Below are 15,914 nucleotides of genomic sequence, written 5' to 3'. Positions count from 1 at the left end.
GTACGGGTGGCCAGGGCCTGGCGCCGTCGGTCAGTTCACCTGCTCGGCGAAGACGCCCGCGATCTTCCGCGCGCCCTCCTCGTTGGGGTGGATGTCCGGGCCGCGGTCGCCGTCGCACATCCACGTGTGGTCGCAGATGTTCTGGAGGTTCGCCGGCATCCCGGTGTCACTGCCCTCGGGCACCTCTCCGTTGGTCGACTCGAAGGCGGCGTCCACGTCCGCGACGTCGATCCCCTCGGCCTTGTAGGCGTCGGTGAGGATCCCGTTGACCTCGGTGAGGACCTCCACCGCCTCCTCGGCGAGCCCGCTCCGGGCCTCCCTCTCGGGGAAGACCTCCTCGGCCTCCTCGGCGGAGGCCGCCGCCTGGTGCGCGGGGTCCCCGTCCAGCAGGAGGAACGCCAGGAACGGGTTGTAGTAGGTCATGCCGATGATCTGCGTGTCGGGTCCGGCCGCCGTGCGCAGCCGTTCGGCGATCACGGGGACCTCCTCCTCCAGCCGGTCCAGGCCCTCGTCCACGCACGCGGAGCCGATGTCCACGTCCTCGGAGCTCGGAGCCCTGCCGTCGGGGGAGTTCACCCCCCGCACGCAGTCGGTGAAGTTGTTCGCGCCGATGGTGAGGGTCACCAGGTCCACCCCTCCCTCGTGCTCGGCCAGGAACGCCTCGGCCTCCTCCAGCTGCGAACCGCTCTCGTAGCGCTCCTCGCAGTCGGGGAGCCCGCCCTCGACGAAGGTGGTCGTGTCCTCGCCGCCGCACCCCATCCGCTCGTGCCTCAGTCCGGGGTCCTCCTCGCGCAGGGTGCGGTACAGGATGTCGGTGTACCCCTCCGAGGTCTCCCGGGGGCGGCCGTCCTCGCCGGGCTGCACGCCCACGGCCAGCGAGTCGCCCAGGGAGAGGTAGTAGCCCTCCCCGGAGGAGGAGCCGCCGTCACCGCCGCCGTCATCGCCGCCCGCGCACCCCGCGGCCAGTACGACCGCGGCCGCCGCGGCCGTCCACCCGATTCGCACGTGTCCCCCACAGATCGACTGGGCCCACCGGGGCTGTGACTACCCAGGGGCGCGGTCCCCACGCGGGACGGCCCGTGCGGCGTGCGGCACACGGCGGCGGCCCCGCCTCCCGCGAGCGTGGGGACGGGGCCGGGAACGGATGGTGGCCGGTGCCGGTCAGTCGACCTGTCCGGCGAAGACCTCCGCGATCTTCCGCGCGCCCGCCTCGTTGGTGTGGATGTCCGGCCCCCGGCTGATGTCGCACATCCACGTGTGGTCGCAGACGTTCTGGAGGTTCACCGGCATTCCGGTGCCGCTGTCGGCGGGCACCTCGTCGTCGGTGGACTCGAACGCCGTACCCACGTCCGCGACGTCGATCCCGGCCGCGGAGTAGGACGCGGTGAGCGACTCGTTCAGCTGCGTGAGGACGCCGACCGCCCGCTCCGCGAGCTCGTCGCCGCCGGGCTCCTCCCCAGCCGCCTCGCCCGCCTCCCCGGCGGGGTCCCCGTCCAGCAGCATGAGCGCCAGGAACGGGTTGTAGTAGGTCATGCCGATGATCTGCGTGTCGGGTCCGGCCGCCGTGCGCAGCCGTTCTGCGATCACGGGGACCTCCGTCTCGACGCGCTCCAGCCCGTCGGCCACGCACTCCTCGTCGATCCCGATGCCCCCGGGGCCCGCGGCCCCGCTGCCGGTACCGCGTACGCCATCCACGCAGTCGGTGAAGTTGTTCGCGCCGATGGTGAGGGTCACCAGGTCCACCCGTCCCCCGTGCTCGGCCAGGAACGCCTCGGCCTCCTCCAGCTGCGAACCGCTCTCGTAGCGCTCCTCGCAGTCGGGGAGCCCGCCCTCGACGAAGGTGGTCGTGTCCTCGCCGCCGCACCCCGCCCGCTCGTGCCGCAGCGTGGAGTCGGAGTCGTACAGGGTGCGGTGGAGGATGTCGGTGTACCCGTCCGGGGTCTCCTCGGGCTGACCGTTCTCGTCGGGCTGTACGCCCACGGCCAGCGAGTCGCCCAGGGACAGGTAGTAGCTCGGGGCGGTCGCCGCCTCCCCGTCGTCGCCACCGCCGCATCCCGTGGCCAGCACGGCCGCGGCCACCGCGGCCATCCACCTTCGCATCAGTGATCTCCAAAGCCCGGAATGTGGTTCGCGCCCGGACGGCGGGCCCGGTGAGGGACGGGTACCGCTCGGCCACTACCCTTGCGGACCGTCCGGACCCCTGTCGAGGGGGGCCAGGAGGCTTCTCAGTAACGATGCCAGCCGATCCCGGTCCTCGTCGGGCATCGGGGCCAGAAGGCTCTCCTCGTAGCTCACCAGCGACGCCAGGGCCGCGTCGATGCGCTCGGTGCCCTGCCCGGTCAGCCGGACGAGCACTCCGCGCTTGTCCGCGGGGTCGGGGCGCCGCCGTACCAGCCCGGCCGCGGCCAGCCGGTCCACCCGGTTGGTCATGGTCCCCGACGTCACCAGCGTGGCGCGCAGCAGCCGCCCGGGACTCAGCTCGTACGGGGGGCCGGAGCGGCGCAGCTCGGCCAGCACGTCGAACTCCCAGGGTTCCAGGGAGTGCTCGGTGAAGACCGTGCGCCGTGCGCGGTCCAGGTGGCGCGCGAGCCGGGACACCCGGCTGAACACCTCCAGGGGTGTCACATCCACGTCCGGGCGTTCGGAGCGCCACGCCTCGATCAGCCCATCCACTTCATCGCGCATGGGGACAGCTTATCTCTTGACATCAAGATAGTGGGGCGGGTATGCGCACATACCCGCCCCACAGGTCAACAGACGCCGGAGGATCAGCCCGACCTGCGCCGCCTGGTCTGCAGCTTCGGCTTGGGCTCCAGGCTCGACAGCCCGTTCCAGGCCAGGTTGACCAGGTGCGCCGCGACCACCTCGCGCTTGGGCTTGCGCACCTCCAGCCACCACTGGCCGGTCAGCGCCCACATGCCCACCAGGGCCTGGGCGTACATGGGCGCGAGCGCCGGGTCGTAGCCGCGCTCGGCGAACTCGTCGACCATGATGTACTCGACCTGGCTGGCGATGTCGTTGATCAGGCTGGCGAAACTTCCGGTGCCGGAGGCCACGTGCGAGTCGCGGGTCAGCACCCGGAACCCCACCGTGTTCTCCTCCACGTACCGCAGCAGGGCCAGAGCCGCGTTCTCGATCTTGTTCCGCGCGCTGTCGGCGGTGAGGGCCTCGCCCATCATCCCCAGGAGAACGCGCATCTCCCGGTCGACCACGACCGCGTAGATGCCCTCCTTGCCGCCGAAGTGCTCGTACACGACGGGTTTGGACACGCCGGCCCGTGCGGCGACCTCCTCAACGGAGGTCGCGTCGAACCCGCGTTCGGCGAACAGCTCCCGACCGATCTCCACAAGCTGTTGCCGACGCTCTTTGCCCGTCATGCGCTTGCGGCGCACTCGGACCTTCCGATCGCTGTCGGCTACTCCCATGATGGCTACCGATCCTAGGGGCTGACCCGTTTGGCGGCGAGCCGTTCGGTGTTGGGCCAGCGGACCTTGCTGGCCCAACCGAACTTCTCGAAGAACCAGATGACGCGGGCGGAGATGTCGATCTGGCCCTTGAGCACGCCGTGGCGCGCGCAGGTGGGGTCGGCGTGGTGCAGGTTGTGCCAGGACTCGCCGAAGGACGGGACGGCCAGCCACCACACGTTGCGGGAGCGGTCGCGCACCTCGAAGTTCTCCTCGCCGATGGTGTGGCAGATGGAGTTGATCGACCAGGTGACGTGGTGCAGCAGGGCGACGCGGACCAGGCTCGCCCAGAAGAACGCGGTCAGCGCGCCCCACCAGGACATGGTGACCAGGCCGCCGATGAGGGCCGGAGCGCCCAGGGAGAAGAGCACGATCGGCAGGAACAGCTTGTCGACGAGGACGACGTCCTTGTCCTTGAGCAGGTCGGGCGTGAAGCGGCGCGGCGAGGTCTTCTTCTCGTCCAGGTACATCCACGCCATGTGCGCGTAGTACAGGCCCTTGGCCACCGACTTCCAGTCGTCGCCGAAGCGCCACGGCGAGTGCGGGTCGCCCTCGGCGTCGGCGTACTTGTGGTGGCGGCGGTGGTCCGCGACCCACTTGATGACACTGCCCTCGATGGCCAGGGAGCCGGCGACGGCGAGCGCGATGCGCAGCGGGCGCTTGGCCTTGAACGAGCCGTGGGTGAAGTGGCGGTGGAAACCGACCGTGATGCCCAGTCCGCTGATCAGGTAGAAGACCGAGGCGATGGCGATGTCGGTGAGGCTCAGGCCCCAGCCCCAGAAGAAGGGCACCGAGGCCGCCAGCGCGACCAGCGGCACGAACACGAACGCGAACACCGTGTAGCGCTCGGCCCTGCCCCGCGGTTCGGGCTCGTACTCGGGGATCGGCTCGCGTTTTCTCTCGGTGTTCCGGGTCGGTGACTCGGGAGCAGCGGTCATGGATTCTTCCTCGTCATCGGGCCGTCAGGCAGCGTAATCGCGGTCAGGACGGCGTCCGAGAGGGTGCGTGTGCACCCGTCGCGACGACCCAACCTATTCCTACGCAACCGTAACCTACGACTCCGTAGGTTTGGCAAGCTCCACACCAGAGGCGCTATCTTGGTTGCTGGCGTACGGGTGCGGCAGTTCCTACCCAACGCGTTCCCGGATGATGTAATCGGCAGCATGTGGGGTTTTGGTCCCCATCGTCCAGGTTCGAGCCCTGGTCCGGGAGCTGTTCCGGCTCGGCGTGTCCACACGGGAGCACCCGTGCCGTGTCGGGGATCCGCGGGGAGCGGATCCGGACGCGCACGCGGGCGGCGCGTCGCATCTCACACACTTCTCACGCGGCGCCCCGGAGAGCCGGAGCCGTCTGCGGACGGGGCGGACGGTGCGCGTTCACCCCGGTGCCATGCGCCCGCTGAGCGCGGGTGACGCGCATGTATCCTTCCCATGTCGGCCGCTGGTCATCCGACGGCCGCCCGTGCGGCATGCCGGGTCGCGCCGCCGAAGGGCGAGCCGACAGTTCAGTCACCAGATATCACGAGGGGTCTCCTTCTGTGAGCGTGAACCGTCCGGCTGCCGTCATCGTCCTCGCGGCGGGCGAGGGCACCCGAATGAAGTCAAAGCTTCCCAAGGTCCTTCACGAGCTCAACGGCCGCAGCATGCTCGGCCACGTGCTCGCGGCGGCGAGGGAGCTCGACCCCCAGAACTCGGTCGTGGTCGTCGGCCACGCCCGGGACCAGGTCAGGGCCCACCTGGAGGAGGTCGCACCCGAGGCCACCACCGCTGTCCAGGAGGAACAGAACGGCACCGGCCACGCCGTGCGCATGGCGATCGAGGACATGGCCGCCATGGGTACCGAACTCAGCGGGACCGTGGTCCTGACCTGCGGCGACACCCCGCTCCTGCGCGGCTCCACACTCTCCGAGCTCGTGGCCGCCCACGACAAGGAGGGCAACGCCGTCACCGTGCTCTCCGCCCGTGTGCCCGACCCCCAGGGCTACGGCCGCATCGTCCGCGACGCCGGCGGCGACTTCACCGGGATCGTCGAGCACGCCGACGCCACCCCCGAACAGCACGCGATCGACGAGATCAACTCGGGCATGTACGCCTTCGACGGCGCGCTGCTCTCCGAGGTCGTCCAGCGCCTGTCCACCGACAACGCCAAGGGCGAGGAGTACGTCACCGACGCCGTCGCCCTGCTGCGCGGCGACGGACACCGGGTCGGGGCCTGGGCCGCCGACGACTGGCACGAGGTCCAGGGCGTCAACAACCGCGTCCAGCTCTCCGAGGCCCGCCGCGTCCTCAACGACCGACTGCTCACAGAGCACATGCTCGCCGGGGTCACCGTCGTCGACCCCGCCACCACCTGGGTGGACGCCCAGGTCACCATCGGCCCCGACACCGTGCTCGAACCCGGCACCCGCCTGATGGGCGCCACCACCGTCGGCGAGGACGCGGTGGTCGGCCCCCGCGCGGACCTGAGGGACACGGTCGTCGGCGCGGGCGCCACGGTGAGCGAGACCACCGCGGACCGGGCCGAGATCGGTCCCGGGACCACGGTCGGCCCCTACACCTACCTGCGGCCGGGCACCCGCCTGGCCGAGCGGACCAAGGCCGGCGCCTTCGTCGAGGTCAAGAACTCGAACGTCGGCACCGGGTCCAAGATCCCGCACCTGACCTACGTCGGGGACGCGGACATCGGAGAGGGCAGCAACATCGGCTGCTCCTCGGTGTTCGTCAACTACGACGGGGTCAGCAAGTCCCGGAGCGTCATCGGCGACCACGTCAGGATCGGCAGCGACAACACCATCGTCGCCCCGGTCCACGTGGGCGACGGAGCCTACTCCGGGGCGGGGACCGTGGTCCGCGATGATGTGCCGCCCGGCGCGCTGGCGGTATCCGAGGGGCACCGCCAGCGCAACGTCGAGGGCTGGACCCGGCGCAAACGCCCGGGGACGGCCTCCGCCGAGGCGGCGGACAAGGCCGATCGGCACAGAGCCGACGACGAGCAGTGACTGTGGGGGAGAAACACGTGACCGGGATGAAGGCCACCGGCCAGAAGAACCTGATGCTGTTCTCGGGGCGCACGCACCCGAGCCTGGCCGAGGAGGTCGCGAAGGAACTGGGGATCGACGTGGTCCCCACCCGGTTCGACACCTTCGCCAACAGCGAGATCTTCGTGCGCTACCTGGAGTCGGTGCGCGGCTGTGACGCTTTCGTCATCCAGCCTCACTTCGATCCGGTCAACGAGTCCATCATGGAGCACCTGATCATGGTGGACGCGCTCAAGCGCGCGTCCGCCAAGCGGATCACCGTGGTCACGCCGTTCCTCGGGTACGCCCGCCAGGACAAGAAGCACCGCGGCCGCGAGCCGATCTCGGCCCGTCTGGTGACCGACCTGTTCCGGACCGCGGGCGCGGACCGGATGATGGCCGTCGACCTGCACACCGACCAGATCCAGGGCTTCTTCGACGGACCGGTGGACCACCTGTTCGCGCTGCCGATCCTGGCCGACCACATCGCGGGCCGCGTCGACCCGTCCGGGATCACCGTGGTCTCCCCGGACGCGGGCCGCGTGCGCACCGCCGACCGCTGGGCCGACCGGCTCGGATCGCCGCTGGCGATCATCCACAAGCGCCGCGACCCGGACGTCGCCAACCAGGTGAAGGTCCACGAGGTCGTCGGCGAGGTCGAGGGCCGCACCTGTGTGCTGGTCGACGACATGATCGACACCGGCGGCACCATCGTGAAGGCCTCCGAAGCGCTGTTCGAGCAGGGCGCCTCCAAGGTCCTGGTGGCCGCCACGCACGGCGTGCTGTCGGGGCCGGCGGCCGAGCGCCTGCAGAACTCGCGGATCTCCGAGGTGATCATCACCAACTCGCTGCCCGTCCCCGAGGAGCGCTCCTTCGAGAAGCTCACCCAGCTCTCGATCGCTCCGCTCGTGGCCCGCGCCATCAGCGAGGTCTTCACGGACGGCTCGGTGACGAGCCTGTTCGAGTAGGCCCGGCGGGCGGGGTGTGACGCTCGCCCCGCCCACGGGTCCTCGTTCCGTCGGCGCGCCCCGTGAGCACGGGTTCCCCTCCGCCCGGTGCGTCCCGCCCGCCGTCCACTCCCGGGCCCCCGCGGGTGGGAGGGCGGGCTCCGGCCCCGCCCGCCGCCTCCCCTCGGAGGGGGAGAGCGCACGGGAGGTGTTCGGAGTCGTCAGCGGAGCCATTAGACTTGGCCGAGTGCCCCCGTGCCCAGACGGAGTCCTGTGAGGCTGTGTGTGAAAGTACGGGCAGGGGTGCGCGACGAGCGTTCCCGGGCCGGGCGGGTCCGGTGGCGGCTCGCCGGGCACGCCTGGAACCAGGACGGTTGCGTCCCCTGAACCGCGGGGTGACCCCGCCGCATTCCCCGCCGAGGGCGGGAATCGTTCGTACTACTGGAGTCGTGTTCCCCGTGCTGCGGGGTTGAACCCGAGGAGTTTTGTCGTGTCCGAGGTACGTATCGCTGCCGAGCCCCGCACGGAATTCGGCAAGGGCGCTTCCCGTCGCGTCCGCCGCGCGGGTAAGGTGCCGGCCGTCCTCTACGGCCACGGCACCGAGCCCCGCCACCTGAACCTGCCGGGCCACGAGCTCATGCTCGCCCTGAAGACCCCCAACGTCCTGATCCGTCTCGACGGGGTGGACAAGGACAACCTGGCCCTGCCCAAGAGCGTTCAGCGCGACGCCATCAAGGGCTTCCTGGAGCACGTCGACCTGCTGGTCGTCTCCAAGGGCGAAAAGGTTGAGGTCGAGATCCCGGTCCACCTGACCGGTGAGGTCCAGGCCCCGGGTGTGCTCACCCAGGAGCTCGTCACCGTGGCCGTCGAGGCCGAGGCCACCCACATCCCCGAGGGTGTGGACTTCGACGTCGAGGGTCTGGAGGTCGGCACCACGAAGACCGCCGCCGACCTCAAGCTGCCCGCCGGCACCGTTCTGGTCAGCGACCCCGAGACCATCCTGCTGACCGTCTCCGCGCCGCGCGTGTCGGACGAGCCGGAGACCAGCGAGGAGGCCGCCGAGGGCGAGGCCGAGGAGACCGCCGCCGAGTAGGGCGGTGCGCACTCCCCATACTCACCGAACGCGCGGTTCCCGAAGGGGAGCCGCGCGTTCGGCGTGTCGGACGCCGTGTCGGTAGGGTCGTGCCCCATGGGGAACTGGTGGAGCAGGCTGTTCGGTGGCGGCGCAGGCGGAGGCGAGGCCGGCGGTGAGAACGCCGGTGGGAAGAACGAGGACATGGCTGAGACCGAGCGCTGGCTCGTCGTGGGGCTGGGCAACCCCGGGCCCAAATACGCCGGGAACAGGCACAACGCCGGTTTCCTGGTGCTGGACGCGCTCGCCGGAGGTGAGCGCTGGAAGGTGCACAAGGCGCACGCCGAGGTGGTGGAGACCCGCCTGGACGGTGCGCCGGTGGTGCTGGCCAAGCCGCGGAGCTTCATGAACCTGTCGGGCGGCCCGGTGGCCGGGCTGGCCCGGTTCTACAAGGTGCCGGTCGAGCGGATCGTCGTGGTGCACGACGAGCTGGACATCGACTACGGCGCGCTCAAGCTCAAGCAGGGCGGCGGCCCGGGCGGGCACAACGGCCTGAAGTCGATGACCGCGTCCCTGTCCAGCCCCGACTACATCCGGGTGCGCTTCGGGGTGGGCCGCCCGCCGGGCCGGACGGATCCGGCCGCGTACGTGCTCAAGGACTTCTCCTCCGCCGAACGCGCCGAACTGGACCTGAACGTCGAGCGCGCCGCCGACGCGGTCCGCACCGTCCTCACCGAGGGCCTGGGCCGGGCGCAGAACATCTACCACACCCTCGCCTGAGCCGCCCGGACCGGAGGGTGCGGTGCTCCGGGTCCGGGCGGTGCCGTACCCGCCGACGGCGGGTACGGCGGTGCGTCGCGGTGGGGAGCCGTCCGGCTACCAGCCGCGGCCGGCCCACGGCGGGGGTCCCCACCACCCGCCGCCCCTGGCCTCCAGGAGGGTGGACTTCAGGGCGAAGTAGGCGGGCTTGGGCGCGAACCGCTCGTCCATGATCGTCGCGGAGCCCTCGCCCTCGAAGAACACCGGCACCCAGGAGTACTTGTCGGTGAAGCCCCAGATGGTGAAGGAGTCGCAGCCCTCCACGTTCAGGCACGCCGAGAGCGCCTGCTCGTAGTAGCCGGACTGCTGCTCCAGCTGCTCCGGGGTCGGCTCCCCGCTCTCGGGCAGCTGCATGCGCACGTCCACCTCGGTCAGGGCGGTGCCCAGGCCCAGGTCGTCGAAGCGCAGCAGGTTCTCCTCAAGGCTCCCGGGGAATCCGTACTGGGTGCTCAGGTGCACCTGTGCGGAGAACCCGTGCACCGGCACGCCCTCGGCGAGCAGGTCCTGGACCAGTGCGTGGTAGGCGTCGCTCTTGGCGTTGACGTCCTCGACGCCGTAGTCGTTGAAGTACAGCTCCGCCGACGGGTCGGCCTCGTGGGCCCAGCGGAAGGCGTCGGCGATGATCCCCGGACCGAGCTCACGGATCCAGATGTTGTCCTCGGTGCGCAGCTCGCCCGCTTCGTCGAAGATCTCGTTGGCCACGTCCCACTGGTCGATCCGGCCCTCGTAGCGGCCGACGACGGTGGTGATGTGGTCGCGCAGGATGCCGCGCAGCTCCTCGTCGGAGAAGTCGCCCTCCTCCAGCCACGCGGGGTTCTGACTGTGCCAGAGCAGCGTGTGTCCGCGCACGTCCTGGCCGTTGCGCTCGGCGAACTCCACGATGGCGTCGGCCATCTCGAAGTCGTACTCACCCTGCTCGGGGTGGATGTACTCCCACTTCATCTGGTTCTCGGGGGAGACCGAGCTGAAGTGGCGCGCCAGGAGCTTGCGGTACTTCCCGTCCGAGGTGAAGGGGTCGGGGTAGTCCTGCTCCAGGTGGTGGCCGCCGCCCGCGACGGCGGTGCCGATGACGAAGCCCTCGGGAGCGGCCCAGCGCAGCGTTCCGGGCTTGGCGTACCCGGGGTGGTTCGGAGGCCAGTGGTCGGGAGAGGGGCCGGCGGCCGCCGGGGCGGCCAGGGGTATCGACAGCGCCGCCGCGGCGAGCACGGTGGTGATGAGGCGGACCGGTTTCATCGGGGGGGTCTCCAGTTCTCTCATCCACGGAACTTCCGGAATATTCCGTAACATGTGGGAAATGGACACTAGGCTGTTGACGTGCGAAGCGTCAAGGTCCGGCCGTATCCGTGTACCGGTCCACCGTCCGTGCTCGTACCCTGAGTGAGTACAAGGGAGGACCAGTGGCCGACAGCCCGTCACGAGACGTCACCATCTCCGCCATCGCCGCCGAGGCAGGCGTGTCCGCGCCGACGGTGTCGCGCGTCCTCAACGGCCGGGGCGACGTGGCCCCCGCCACGCGCGAGCGCATCGAAACCCTGATCCGGGTCCACGGCTACCGGCGCCGCGGAAGCCGCCCCCGGGAGCGGATCGGCCTGCTCGACCTGGTCTTCAACGACCTGGACAGCCCGTGGGCGGTCGAGATCATCCGCGGCGTGGAGGACGCCGCGCACACGGAGGGCACCGGCATCGTGGTCTCGGCCATACACCGCCGGGCCAGCTCGACACGCCAGTGGCTGGAGAACGTCCGCTCACGCGCCAGCGACGGCGCCATCCTCGTGACCACGGACCTGGACCCCGCCCTGCAGGCGGAACTGGGGGAACTGCACGTACCCGCCGTGGTCGTCGACCCGGTCGGCGTCCCGGACCTGGCCACGCCCACGATCGGCGCCACCAACTGGGCCGGGGGGCTGAGCGCCACCGAGCACCTGATCCACCTCGGGCACCGCCGCATCGCCTTCGTCGCGGGCCGTCCCGAGCTGTGGTGCAGCCGCGCCCGGCTCGACGGGTACCGGGCCGGACTGGAGACCGCGGGGATGACCGTCGACGGCGAACTGGTGGTACCGGGCGAGTTCGGCTACGAGTCCGGTTTCCGGGCGGGGGAGCGGCTGTTCGACCTCGCGGAGCCGCCCACGGCCGTGTTCGCGGCCAGCGACCAGATGGCCCTCGGCGTCTACGAGGCGCTGCGGCGGCGGGGCCTACGGGTCCCCGGCGACGTCAGCGTGGTGGGCTTCGACGACCTGCCGGAGGCGCGCTGGTCGTCGCCGTCGCTGACCACGGTGCGCCAGCCGCTGTCCGACATGGGCAGGCTCGCGGTGCGCACCGTGCACCGGCTCGTGCAGCACGAGACGATCGAGAGCCCGAGGGTCGAGTTGGCGACCGAGCTCGTCGTCCGGGACAGCACCGGCCCCCCGCCGTGAACCGCCGACCGCGGCGGTGGTGGGAGGGCGGCCCGATTCGCGCGGGTTCGTTGACACCGTGCCGTGGTGCTCTTTAAGCTGCCTTTGCTTTCCGGAAGCTTCCGGGGTGCCTCCGATCTCCGCCGCCGAGGAGACCTGTGTGACCGCCACTCGCGGACGTTCCCGAACGCGGGGCCGCTTACTGACGGCCCTGCTCACCCTCGGACCCGCCCTGGGCGCCGCGACTCCGGCGCACGCCCTCCTCCGCCCCTCCTCCCCGTCCCCCTCCACCCCCGAAGGGCCCCTCGCCTCCAACGGGCCCACCACTCCCGACATCGTCGACTCGACGCGGCGGGGAGGCCGGGCCGTGGCCCTCACCTTCGACGACGGGCCCGACCCCCGCGCCACGTCCCAGCTGCTCGACGTGCTGAGCGAGCACCACGTCAAGGCCGTGTTCTGCCTGTGGGGCGACCACGTGCGCCAGCACCCCGGCATCGTCCGGCGGATCGCGGCGGACGGGCACACGCTGTGCAACCACGCGATGAGCCACGACGACATGAGCACCTGGTCGGCGGAGGAGGTCCGCGCGGACCTGCTGGAAACCAACGCCGCGATCCGCGAAGCGGTGCCGCACGCCCGCGTCCCCTACTTCCGTGCGCCCTACGGGGCCTGGGGCCGGACTCCCGGGACGGCCGCGGGACTGGGCATGCAGCCGCTCGGCTGGAGCCTCGCCGTCGAGGACTGGGAGCCGCCCGGAACCGACGAACTCGTCCGACGCCTGGAGGAGGGCGTGGCGCCGGGATCGGTGGTGCTCCTGCACGACGGCGGGGGCGACCGCGGCCAGACGGTCGCGGCCGTGGCCCGCCTCATCCCGGCCCTCAAGTCCGACGGCTGGCACTTCACCCGCCCCGCCCGGCGCGGGTGACCCCCGCGAACCGAGGAGATGACATGCCCCACACCCGTGTCCGGCGGCGCTACGCCGCCGTCCTGGCGGGCGCTCTGGTCCTGCTCTCCGGCTGGACCGCCACCTCCGCCACCTCCGCCGCCCCCGCGGAGCCCTCCGCCGCCGGCGGGAGCGACGACTGGGTCGGCACCTGGGCGTCCGTGCCGACCGCGACACCGGCCACGGCGACCCCGGTCCTGCACGACCAGACCGTCCGGCAGGTCGTCCGCACCAGCATCGGCGGCGACCAGTTGCGCCTGCGGCTCACCAACGAGTTCGGCGAGACGCCGCTGCGGATCGGAGAGGTGCACGTGGCGCTCCGGTCGGGCGCGTCGGGAACCGACACCGACCCGTCCACCGACCGCACCGTCACCTTCGGCGGGCGCACGTCGGTGACTGTTCCCGCCGGTGCCCCGATGGTCAGCGATCCGGTGCCGCTGGCGCTGCCCCCGCGCTCCGACCTGGTCGTGAGCGTCCACGTTCCGGAGGAGACCCCCGTGACCACCCTGCACGCCTTCTCCCACCAGGAGAACGTCGTGGCCGAGGGCGACGTCACCGGCGACAGGACCGTCGAGGCGACCGAGACGCTCACCCAGTGGCACTTCCTCTCGGGGGTCAGCGTGCGTGCCCGCGGCAGGGTCGCCGACGCGGCCGTGGCTCTGGGGGACTCCATCACCAACGGCTCCGAGACCGAGGTGAACGCCAACCACCGGTGGCCCGACCTGCTCGCCGAACGCCTGGGGCACACCGGCGTGCTGAACCTGGGGGTCGCCGGCAACCGGCTCCTGCACGGTCCCAACCCGCCCGAGGGCAGTGACGCGGAGGACTACGCGGCCTTCTTCGGGCAGAGCGCCCTGCGCCGCTTCGACCGGGACGTGCTGTCACAGCCGGGCGCGGGCCACGTCGTCGTCCTGCTCGGTGCGAACGACCTCGGCCACCCCGGTACGACGGCGCCGGTCTCGGAGACCGTCACGGCCGAGGAGATCATCGGTGCGCACCGCCAGCTCATCGCCCGCGCGCACGCCGCCGGCCTTCGGATCTACGGTGGCACCATCCTGCCGTTCAAGGGCGACTCGTTCGGCTTCTACACCGAGGAGAACGAGGCCAAGCGGCAGGCGGTCAACGAGTGGATCCGTACGAGCGGGGAGTACGACGCCGTCATCGACTTCGACGAGGCGCTGCGCGACCCGGAGGACCCGCTGCGCCTGCGGGCCGACTACGACAGCGGTGACGGCCTGCACCCCAACGACGCCGGTATGGCGGCCATGGCCGATGCGGTCCCCTCCCGGCTGTTCCGACCGGGAGGCCGCTGACAGGGAGCGGCGGACCGGGCGCGGAACCTCCACCAGAAGGCGGTGCGGCGGTCGTGGACGGAACTTCCCGCAGGGATCCGGAGGCGGTGCCCTCTCCGGCCTGGTCCGCGCTCCGAGCGGGTTCGTGACGCTCCGTATCGGGTTTCGGTCCGCCTCTTTACTCAACCACTGGTGTCCCTAATGGGGCTTCCTTCGCGGACGGACCTGGTTCCGGCAGGGACACATTTCTGGTCGACCGGGTCTTCTTGACCAACAAGCCGCAACGCTACGCGACTTTCCAGATACTTTTGGTTACTGTTCGGGTCGTCAGTCCATGCCCGTGCTCGACGCGCACGCCCCGTCCACACCCTCAGACCTGGGTTTCCCGGTGCCGGGGCGGTGACTCGAAGTGAGGCTTCCAGAGCCGTGGTCCTGGGGGGATATGTGGTCACCACCAGCCGGATGAAGACCGCCCGCGAGCAGTCGGCGCGGACCACCGCCGGCTCCGCCCCCTCCGACACCACCGGAGGAGCCGGGGCCGGCGGCCCCGGCGCCCGTTCCGGCGCCTGGGTCCGCCCCTACGTCGTGAGCCTGGTCTGCCTCGACCTGGCCGCCGCCCTCGCGGCGACCCTCAGCGGCACGGTCGTACGCTTCCACGCCGTCCTCGGCGCGACCACCACCCTTCCCTACCTCCTGCTCTCCCTCCTGCTGCCTCCGCTGTGGGTCCTGTCCGTCTGCCTGGGCGGCGGATACGCCCGCCGCTTCCTCGGGGTGGGCACCGAGGAGTACCGCCGCGTCGCCACCTCCGGGCTCATGCTGGGCGCGGCGGTCGCCGTCGGCGCCTACGCCGTCGGGTTCGACCTGGCGCGCGGCTACGCGCTCGTCGCGCTGCCGCTCATCCTCGTGGTCAGCCTCGGTCTGCGGTACGCGCGCCGCAAGGCCCTGCACCGGAGCCGCCGCTCCGGCCGGTGCATGAGCGGAGTCGTGGTCGTCGGCTACCGGGTGGCCGCCCGCGACCTCATCCGCCGGTTCCGCGGGGAGGTCTACCACGGCATGCGCGTCGTGGGCGTGTGCCTGCCCGGGGACGAGGCCGCTCCGGGCGCCGACGAGGTGGAGGGCTGCCCGGTCCTGGGCACCTTCACCGGCGCCGCGGACGCCGCCGCCCTCGTCGGCGCCGACACGGTCGCGGTCCTGGCCTGCCCGGAGATGGACGGGGCGGAGCTGCGCCGCCTGGCGTGGCGGCTGGAGAAGACCGACACCGACCTCATCGTCGCCTCCGCGCTCATGGACGTGGCGGGGCCGCGCACCTCCATCCGCCCGGTCGCCGGACTGCCGCTGCTGCACGTGGAGCACCCGGAGCTGGTGGGCGCCCGCCGCGTCCTCAAGGGCGCCTTCGACCGCTGCGCCGCGGCCCTCGCGCTGGCCCTGCTGTCCCCGCTGTTCCTGGTGCTGTCCGTCCTCGTCCGGGCGGAGGGCGGCGGTCCCGCCCTCTTCGCCCAGACGCGTGTGGGCAGGAGCGGCAGGGAGTTCACCGTCTACAAGTTCCGTACGATGGTGGTCGGGGCCGAGGCGTTGAAGACGATGCTCCGGTCCCGTAACGAGCACGACGGTGTGCTGTTCAAGATGCGTCGCGATCCCAGGGTGACGCCGGTGGGGGCATGGCTGCGCCGTTACTCGCTCGACGAGCTCCCCCAGCTCGTCAACGTGGTACGGGGGGAGATGTCGCTCGTCGGACCCAGGCCGCCGCTGCCGGAGGAGGTCGCCCAGTACGGGGACGACGTCCGCCGCAGGCTGGTGGTCAAACCGGGGATGACGGGCCTGTGGCAGGTCAGCGGCCGTTCCGATCTCTCTTGGGAGGAATCGGTCCGTCTCGATCTGCGGTACGTGGAAAACTGGTCGCTGACGTTGGACATCCAGATCCTGTGGAAGACGTGGTCAGCGGTGATCCGTGGGGCGGGAGCATACTAA

General features: G+C 71.1%; 14 protein-coding genes. 8 read left to right on the top strand and 6 right to left on the bottom strand.

Going from position 1 to position 15,914, the window contains the following annotated elements:
- Positions 1-30: 30 nt before the first annotated feature.
- The 5 genes from FYX01_RS01485 to FYX01_RS01465 form a co-directional block, all read right to left on the bottom strand.
- Positions 31-1,005, bottom strand: a complete 975-nt coding sequence (locus FYX01_RS01485; protein WP_150236721.1) for a GDSL-type esterase/lipase family protein — start codon at positions 1,003-1,005, stop codon at positions 31-33.
- Between the two features lie 156 nt (positions 1,006-1,161).
- Positions 1,162-2,088 carry a GDSL-type esterase/lipase family protein gene (locus FYX01_RS01480; protein ID WP_150237000.1) on the bottom strand — a complete coding sequence of 309 codons (927 nt, stop codon included), beginning with the start codon at positions 2,086-2,088 and terminating at the stop codon, positions 1,162-1,164.
- An 87-nt stretch (positions 2,089-2,175) separates the two neighbouring features.
- Complete coding sequence (locus tag FYX01_RS01475; protein ID WP_150236719.1) at positions 2,176-2,685, bottom strand: MarR family winged helix-turn-helix transcriptional regulator; 510 nt, start codon at positions 2,683-2,685, stop codon at positions 2,176-2,178.
- Positions 2,686-2,768: 83 nt separating this feature from the next.
- Entirely contained in the window at positions 2,769-3,425 is a 657-nt protein-coding gene (locus FYX01_RS01470) for a TetR/AcrR family transcriptional regulator (RefSeq protein WP_223830258.1), read from the bottom strand.
- A gap of 14 nt (positions 3,426-3,439) precedes the next feature.
- Positions 3,440-4,402, bottom strand: coding sequence for an acyl-CoA desaturase (locus FYX01_RS01465; RefSeq protein ID WP_150236717.1), 963 nt, complete (start codon positions 4,400-4,402; stop codon positions 3,440-3,442).
- Positions 4,403-5,001: 599 nt separating this feature from the next.
- Between FYX01_RS01465 and glmU the strand changes: the two genes are divergently transcribed.
- From glmU to pth, 4 genes are all read left to right on the top strand, one after another.
- A complete protein-coding gene (glmU, locus tag FYX01_RS01460) occupies positions 5,002-6,462 on the top strand; it encodes a bifunctional UDP-N-acetylglucosamine diphosphorylase/glucosamine-1-phosphate N-acetyltransferase GlmU (protein WP_150236715.1) in 1,461 nt (486 codons plus the stop codon).
- A gap of 17 nt (positions 6,463-6,479) precedes the next feature.
- The gene (locus tag FYX01_RS01455; RefSeq protein WP_150236713.1) at positions 6,480-7,448 is read left to right on the top strand and encodes a ribose-phosphate diphosphokinase; all 969 of its coding nucleotides are present in this window, start codon (positions 6,480-6,482) and stop codon (positions 7,446-7,448) included.
- A 469-nt stretch (positions 7,449-7,917) separates the two neighbouring features.
- Positions 7,918-8,520: a 50S ribosomal protein L25/general stress protein Ctc gene (locus FYX01_RS01450; protein ID WP_150236711.1), complete on the top strand. Its 603-nt coding sequence runs from the start codon at positions 7,918-7,920 to the stop codon at positions 8,518-8,520.
- A gap of 96 nt (positions 8,521-8,616) precedes the next feature.
- Positions 8,617-9,279, top strand: a complete 663-nt coding sequence (gene pth, locus FYX01_RS01445; protein ID WP_150236709.1) for an aminoacyl-tRNA hydrolase — start codon at positions 8,617-8,619, stop codon at positions 9,277-9,279.
- A gap of 96 nt (positions 9,280-9,375) precedes the next feature.
- Here the strand turns inward: pth and FYX01_RS01440 are convergent, their stop codons facing one another.
- Positions 9,376-10,551 carry an endo-1,4-beta-xylanase gene (locus FYX01_RS01440; RefSeq protein WP_150236707.1) on the bottom strand — a complete coding sequence of 392 codons (1,176 nt, stop codon included), beginning with the start codon at positions 10,549-10,551 and terminating at the stop codon, positions 9,376-9,378.
- 164 nt (positions 10,552-10,715) lie between these two features.
- Here FYX01_RS01440 and FYX01_RS01435 point away from each other — a divergent pair, with 164 nt between their 5' ends.
- From FYX01_RS01435 to FYX01_RS01420, 4 genes are all read left to right on the top strand, one after another.
- A complete protein-coding gene (locus FYX01_RS01435; protein WP_150236705.1) occupies positions 10,716-11,732 on the top strand; it encodes a LacI family DNA-binding transcriptional regulator in 1,017 nt (338 codons plus the stop codon).
- A gap of 139 nt (positions 11,733-11,871) precedes the next feature.
- Positions 11,872-12,636, top strand: a complete 765-nt coding sequence (locus tag FYX01_RS01430; protein WP_150236703.1) for a polysaccharide deacetylase family protein — start codon at positions 11,872-11,874, stop codon at positions 12,634-12,636.
- Positions 12,637-12,659: 23 nt separating this feature from the next.
- Positions 12,660-13,967 (top strand): SGNH/GDSL hydrolase family protein, encoded by a 1,308-nt coding sequence (locus tag FYX01_RS01425; protein ID WP_150236701.1) that lies wholly within the window; start codon positions 12,660-12,662, stop codon positions 13,965-13,967.
- 423 nt (positions 13,968-14,390) lie between these two features.
- A complete protein-coding gene (locus FYX01_RS01420) occupies positions 14,391-15,914 on the top strand; it encodes a sugar transferase (protein WP_150236699.1) in 1,524 nt (507 codons plus the stop codon).

The organism is Nocardiopsis quinghaiensis (genome assembly GCF_008638365.1).
GTDB classification, from domain to species: domain Bacteria; phylum Actinomycetota; class Actinomycetes; order Streptosporangiales; family Streptosporangiaceae; genus Nocardiopsis; species Nocardiopsis quinghaiensis.
The sequence above is the reverse complement of the archived record's forward strand: the minus strand, read 5'-3'. Positions and strand labels throughout refer to the sequence as shown.

Excerpts from the sequence above, each read along its gene's own strand:
- FYX01_RS01475 (WP_150236719.1), bottom strand. The coding sequence starts at position 2,685 with ATGCGCGATGAAGTGGATGGGCTGATCGAGGCGTGGCGCTCCGAACGC.
- pth (WP_150236709.1), top strand. The coding sequence starts at position 8,617 with ATGGGGAACTGGTGGAGCAGGCTGTTCGGTGGCGGCGCAGGCGGAGGC.
- FYX01_RS01425 (WP_150236701.1), top strand. The coding sequence starts at position 12,660 with ATGCCCCACACCCGTGTCCGGCGGCGCTACGCCGCCGTCCTGGCGGGC.
- FYX01_RS01470 (WP_223830258.1), bottom strand. The coding sequence starts at position 3,425 with ATGGGAGTAGCCGACAGCGATCGGAAGGTCCGAGTGCGCCGCAAGCGC.
- FYX01_RS01440 (WP_150236707.1), bottom strand. The coding sequence starts at position 10,551 with ATGAAACCGGTCCGCCTCATCACCACCGTGCTCGCCGCGGCGGCGCTG.
- FYX01_RS01465 (WP_150236717.1), bottom strand. The coding sequence starts at position 4,402 with ATGACCGCTGCTCCCGAGTCACCGACCCGGAACACCGAGAGAAAACGC.
- FYX01_RS01480 (WP_150237000.1), bottom strand. The coding sequence starts at position 2,088 with ATGGCCGCGGTGGCCGCGGCCGTGCTGGCCACGGGATGCGGCGGTGGC.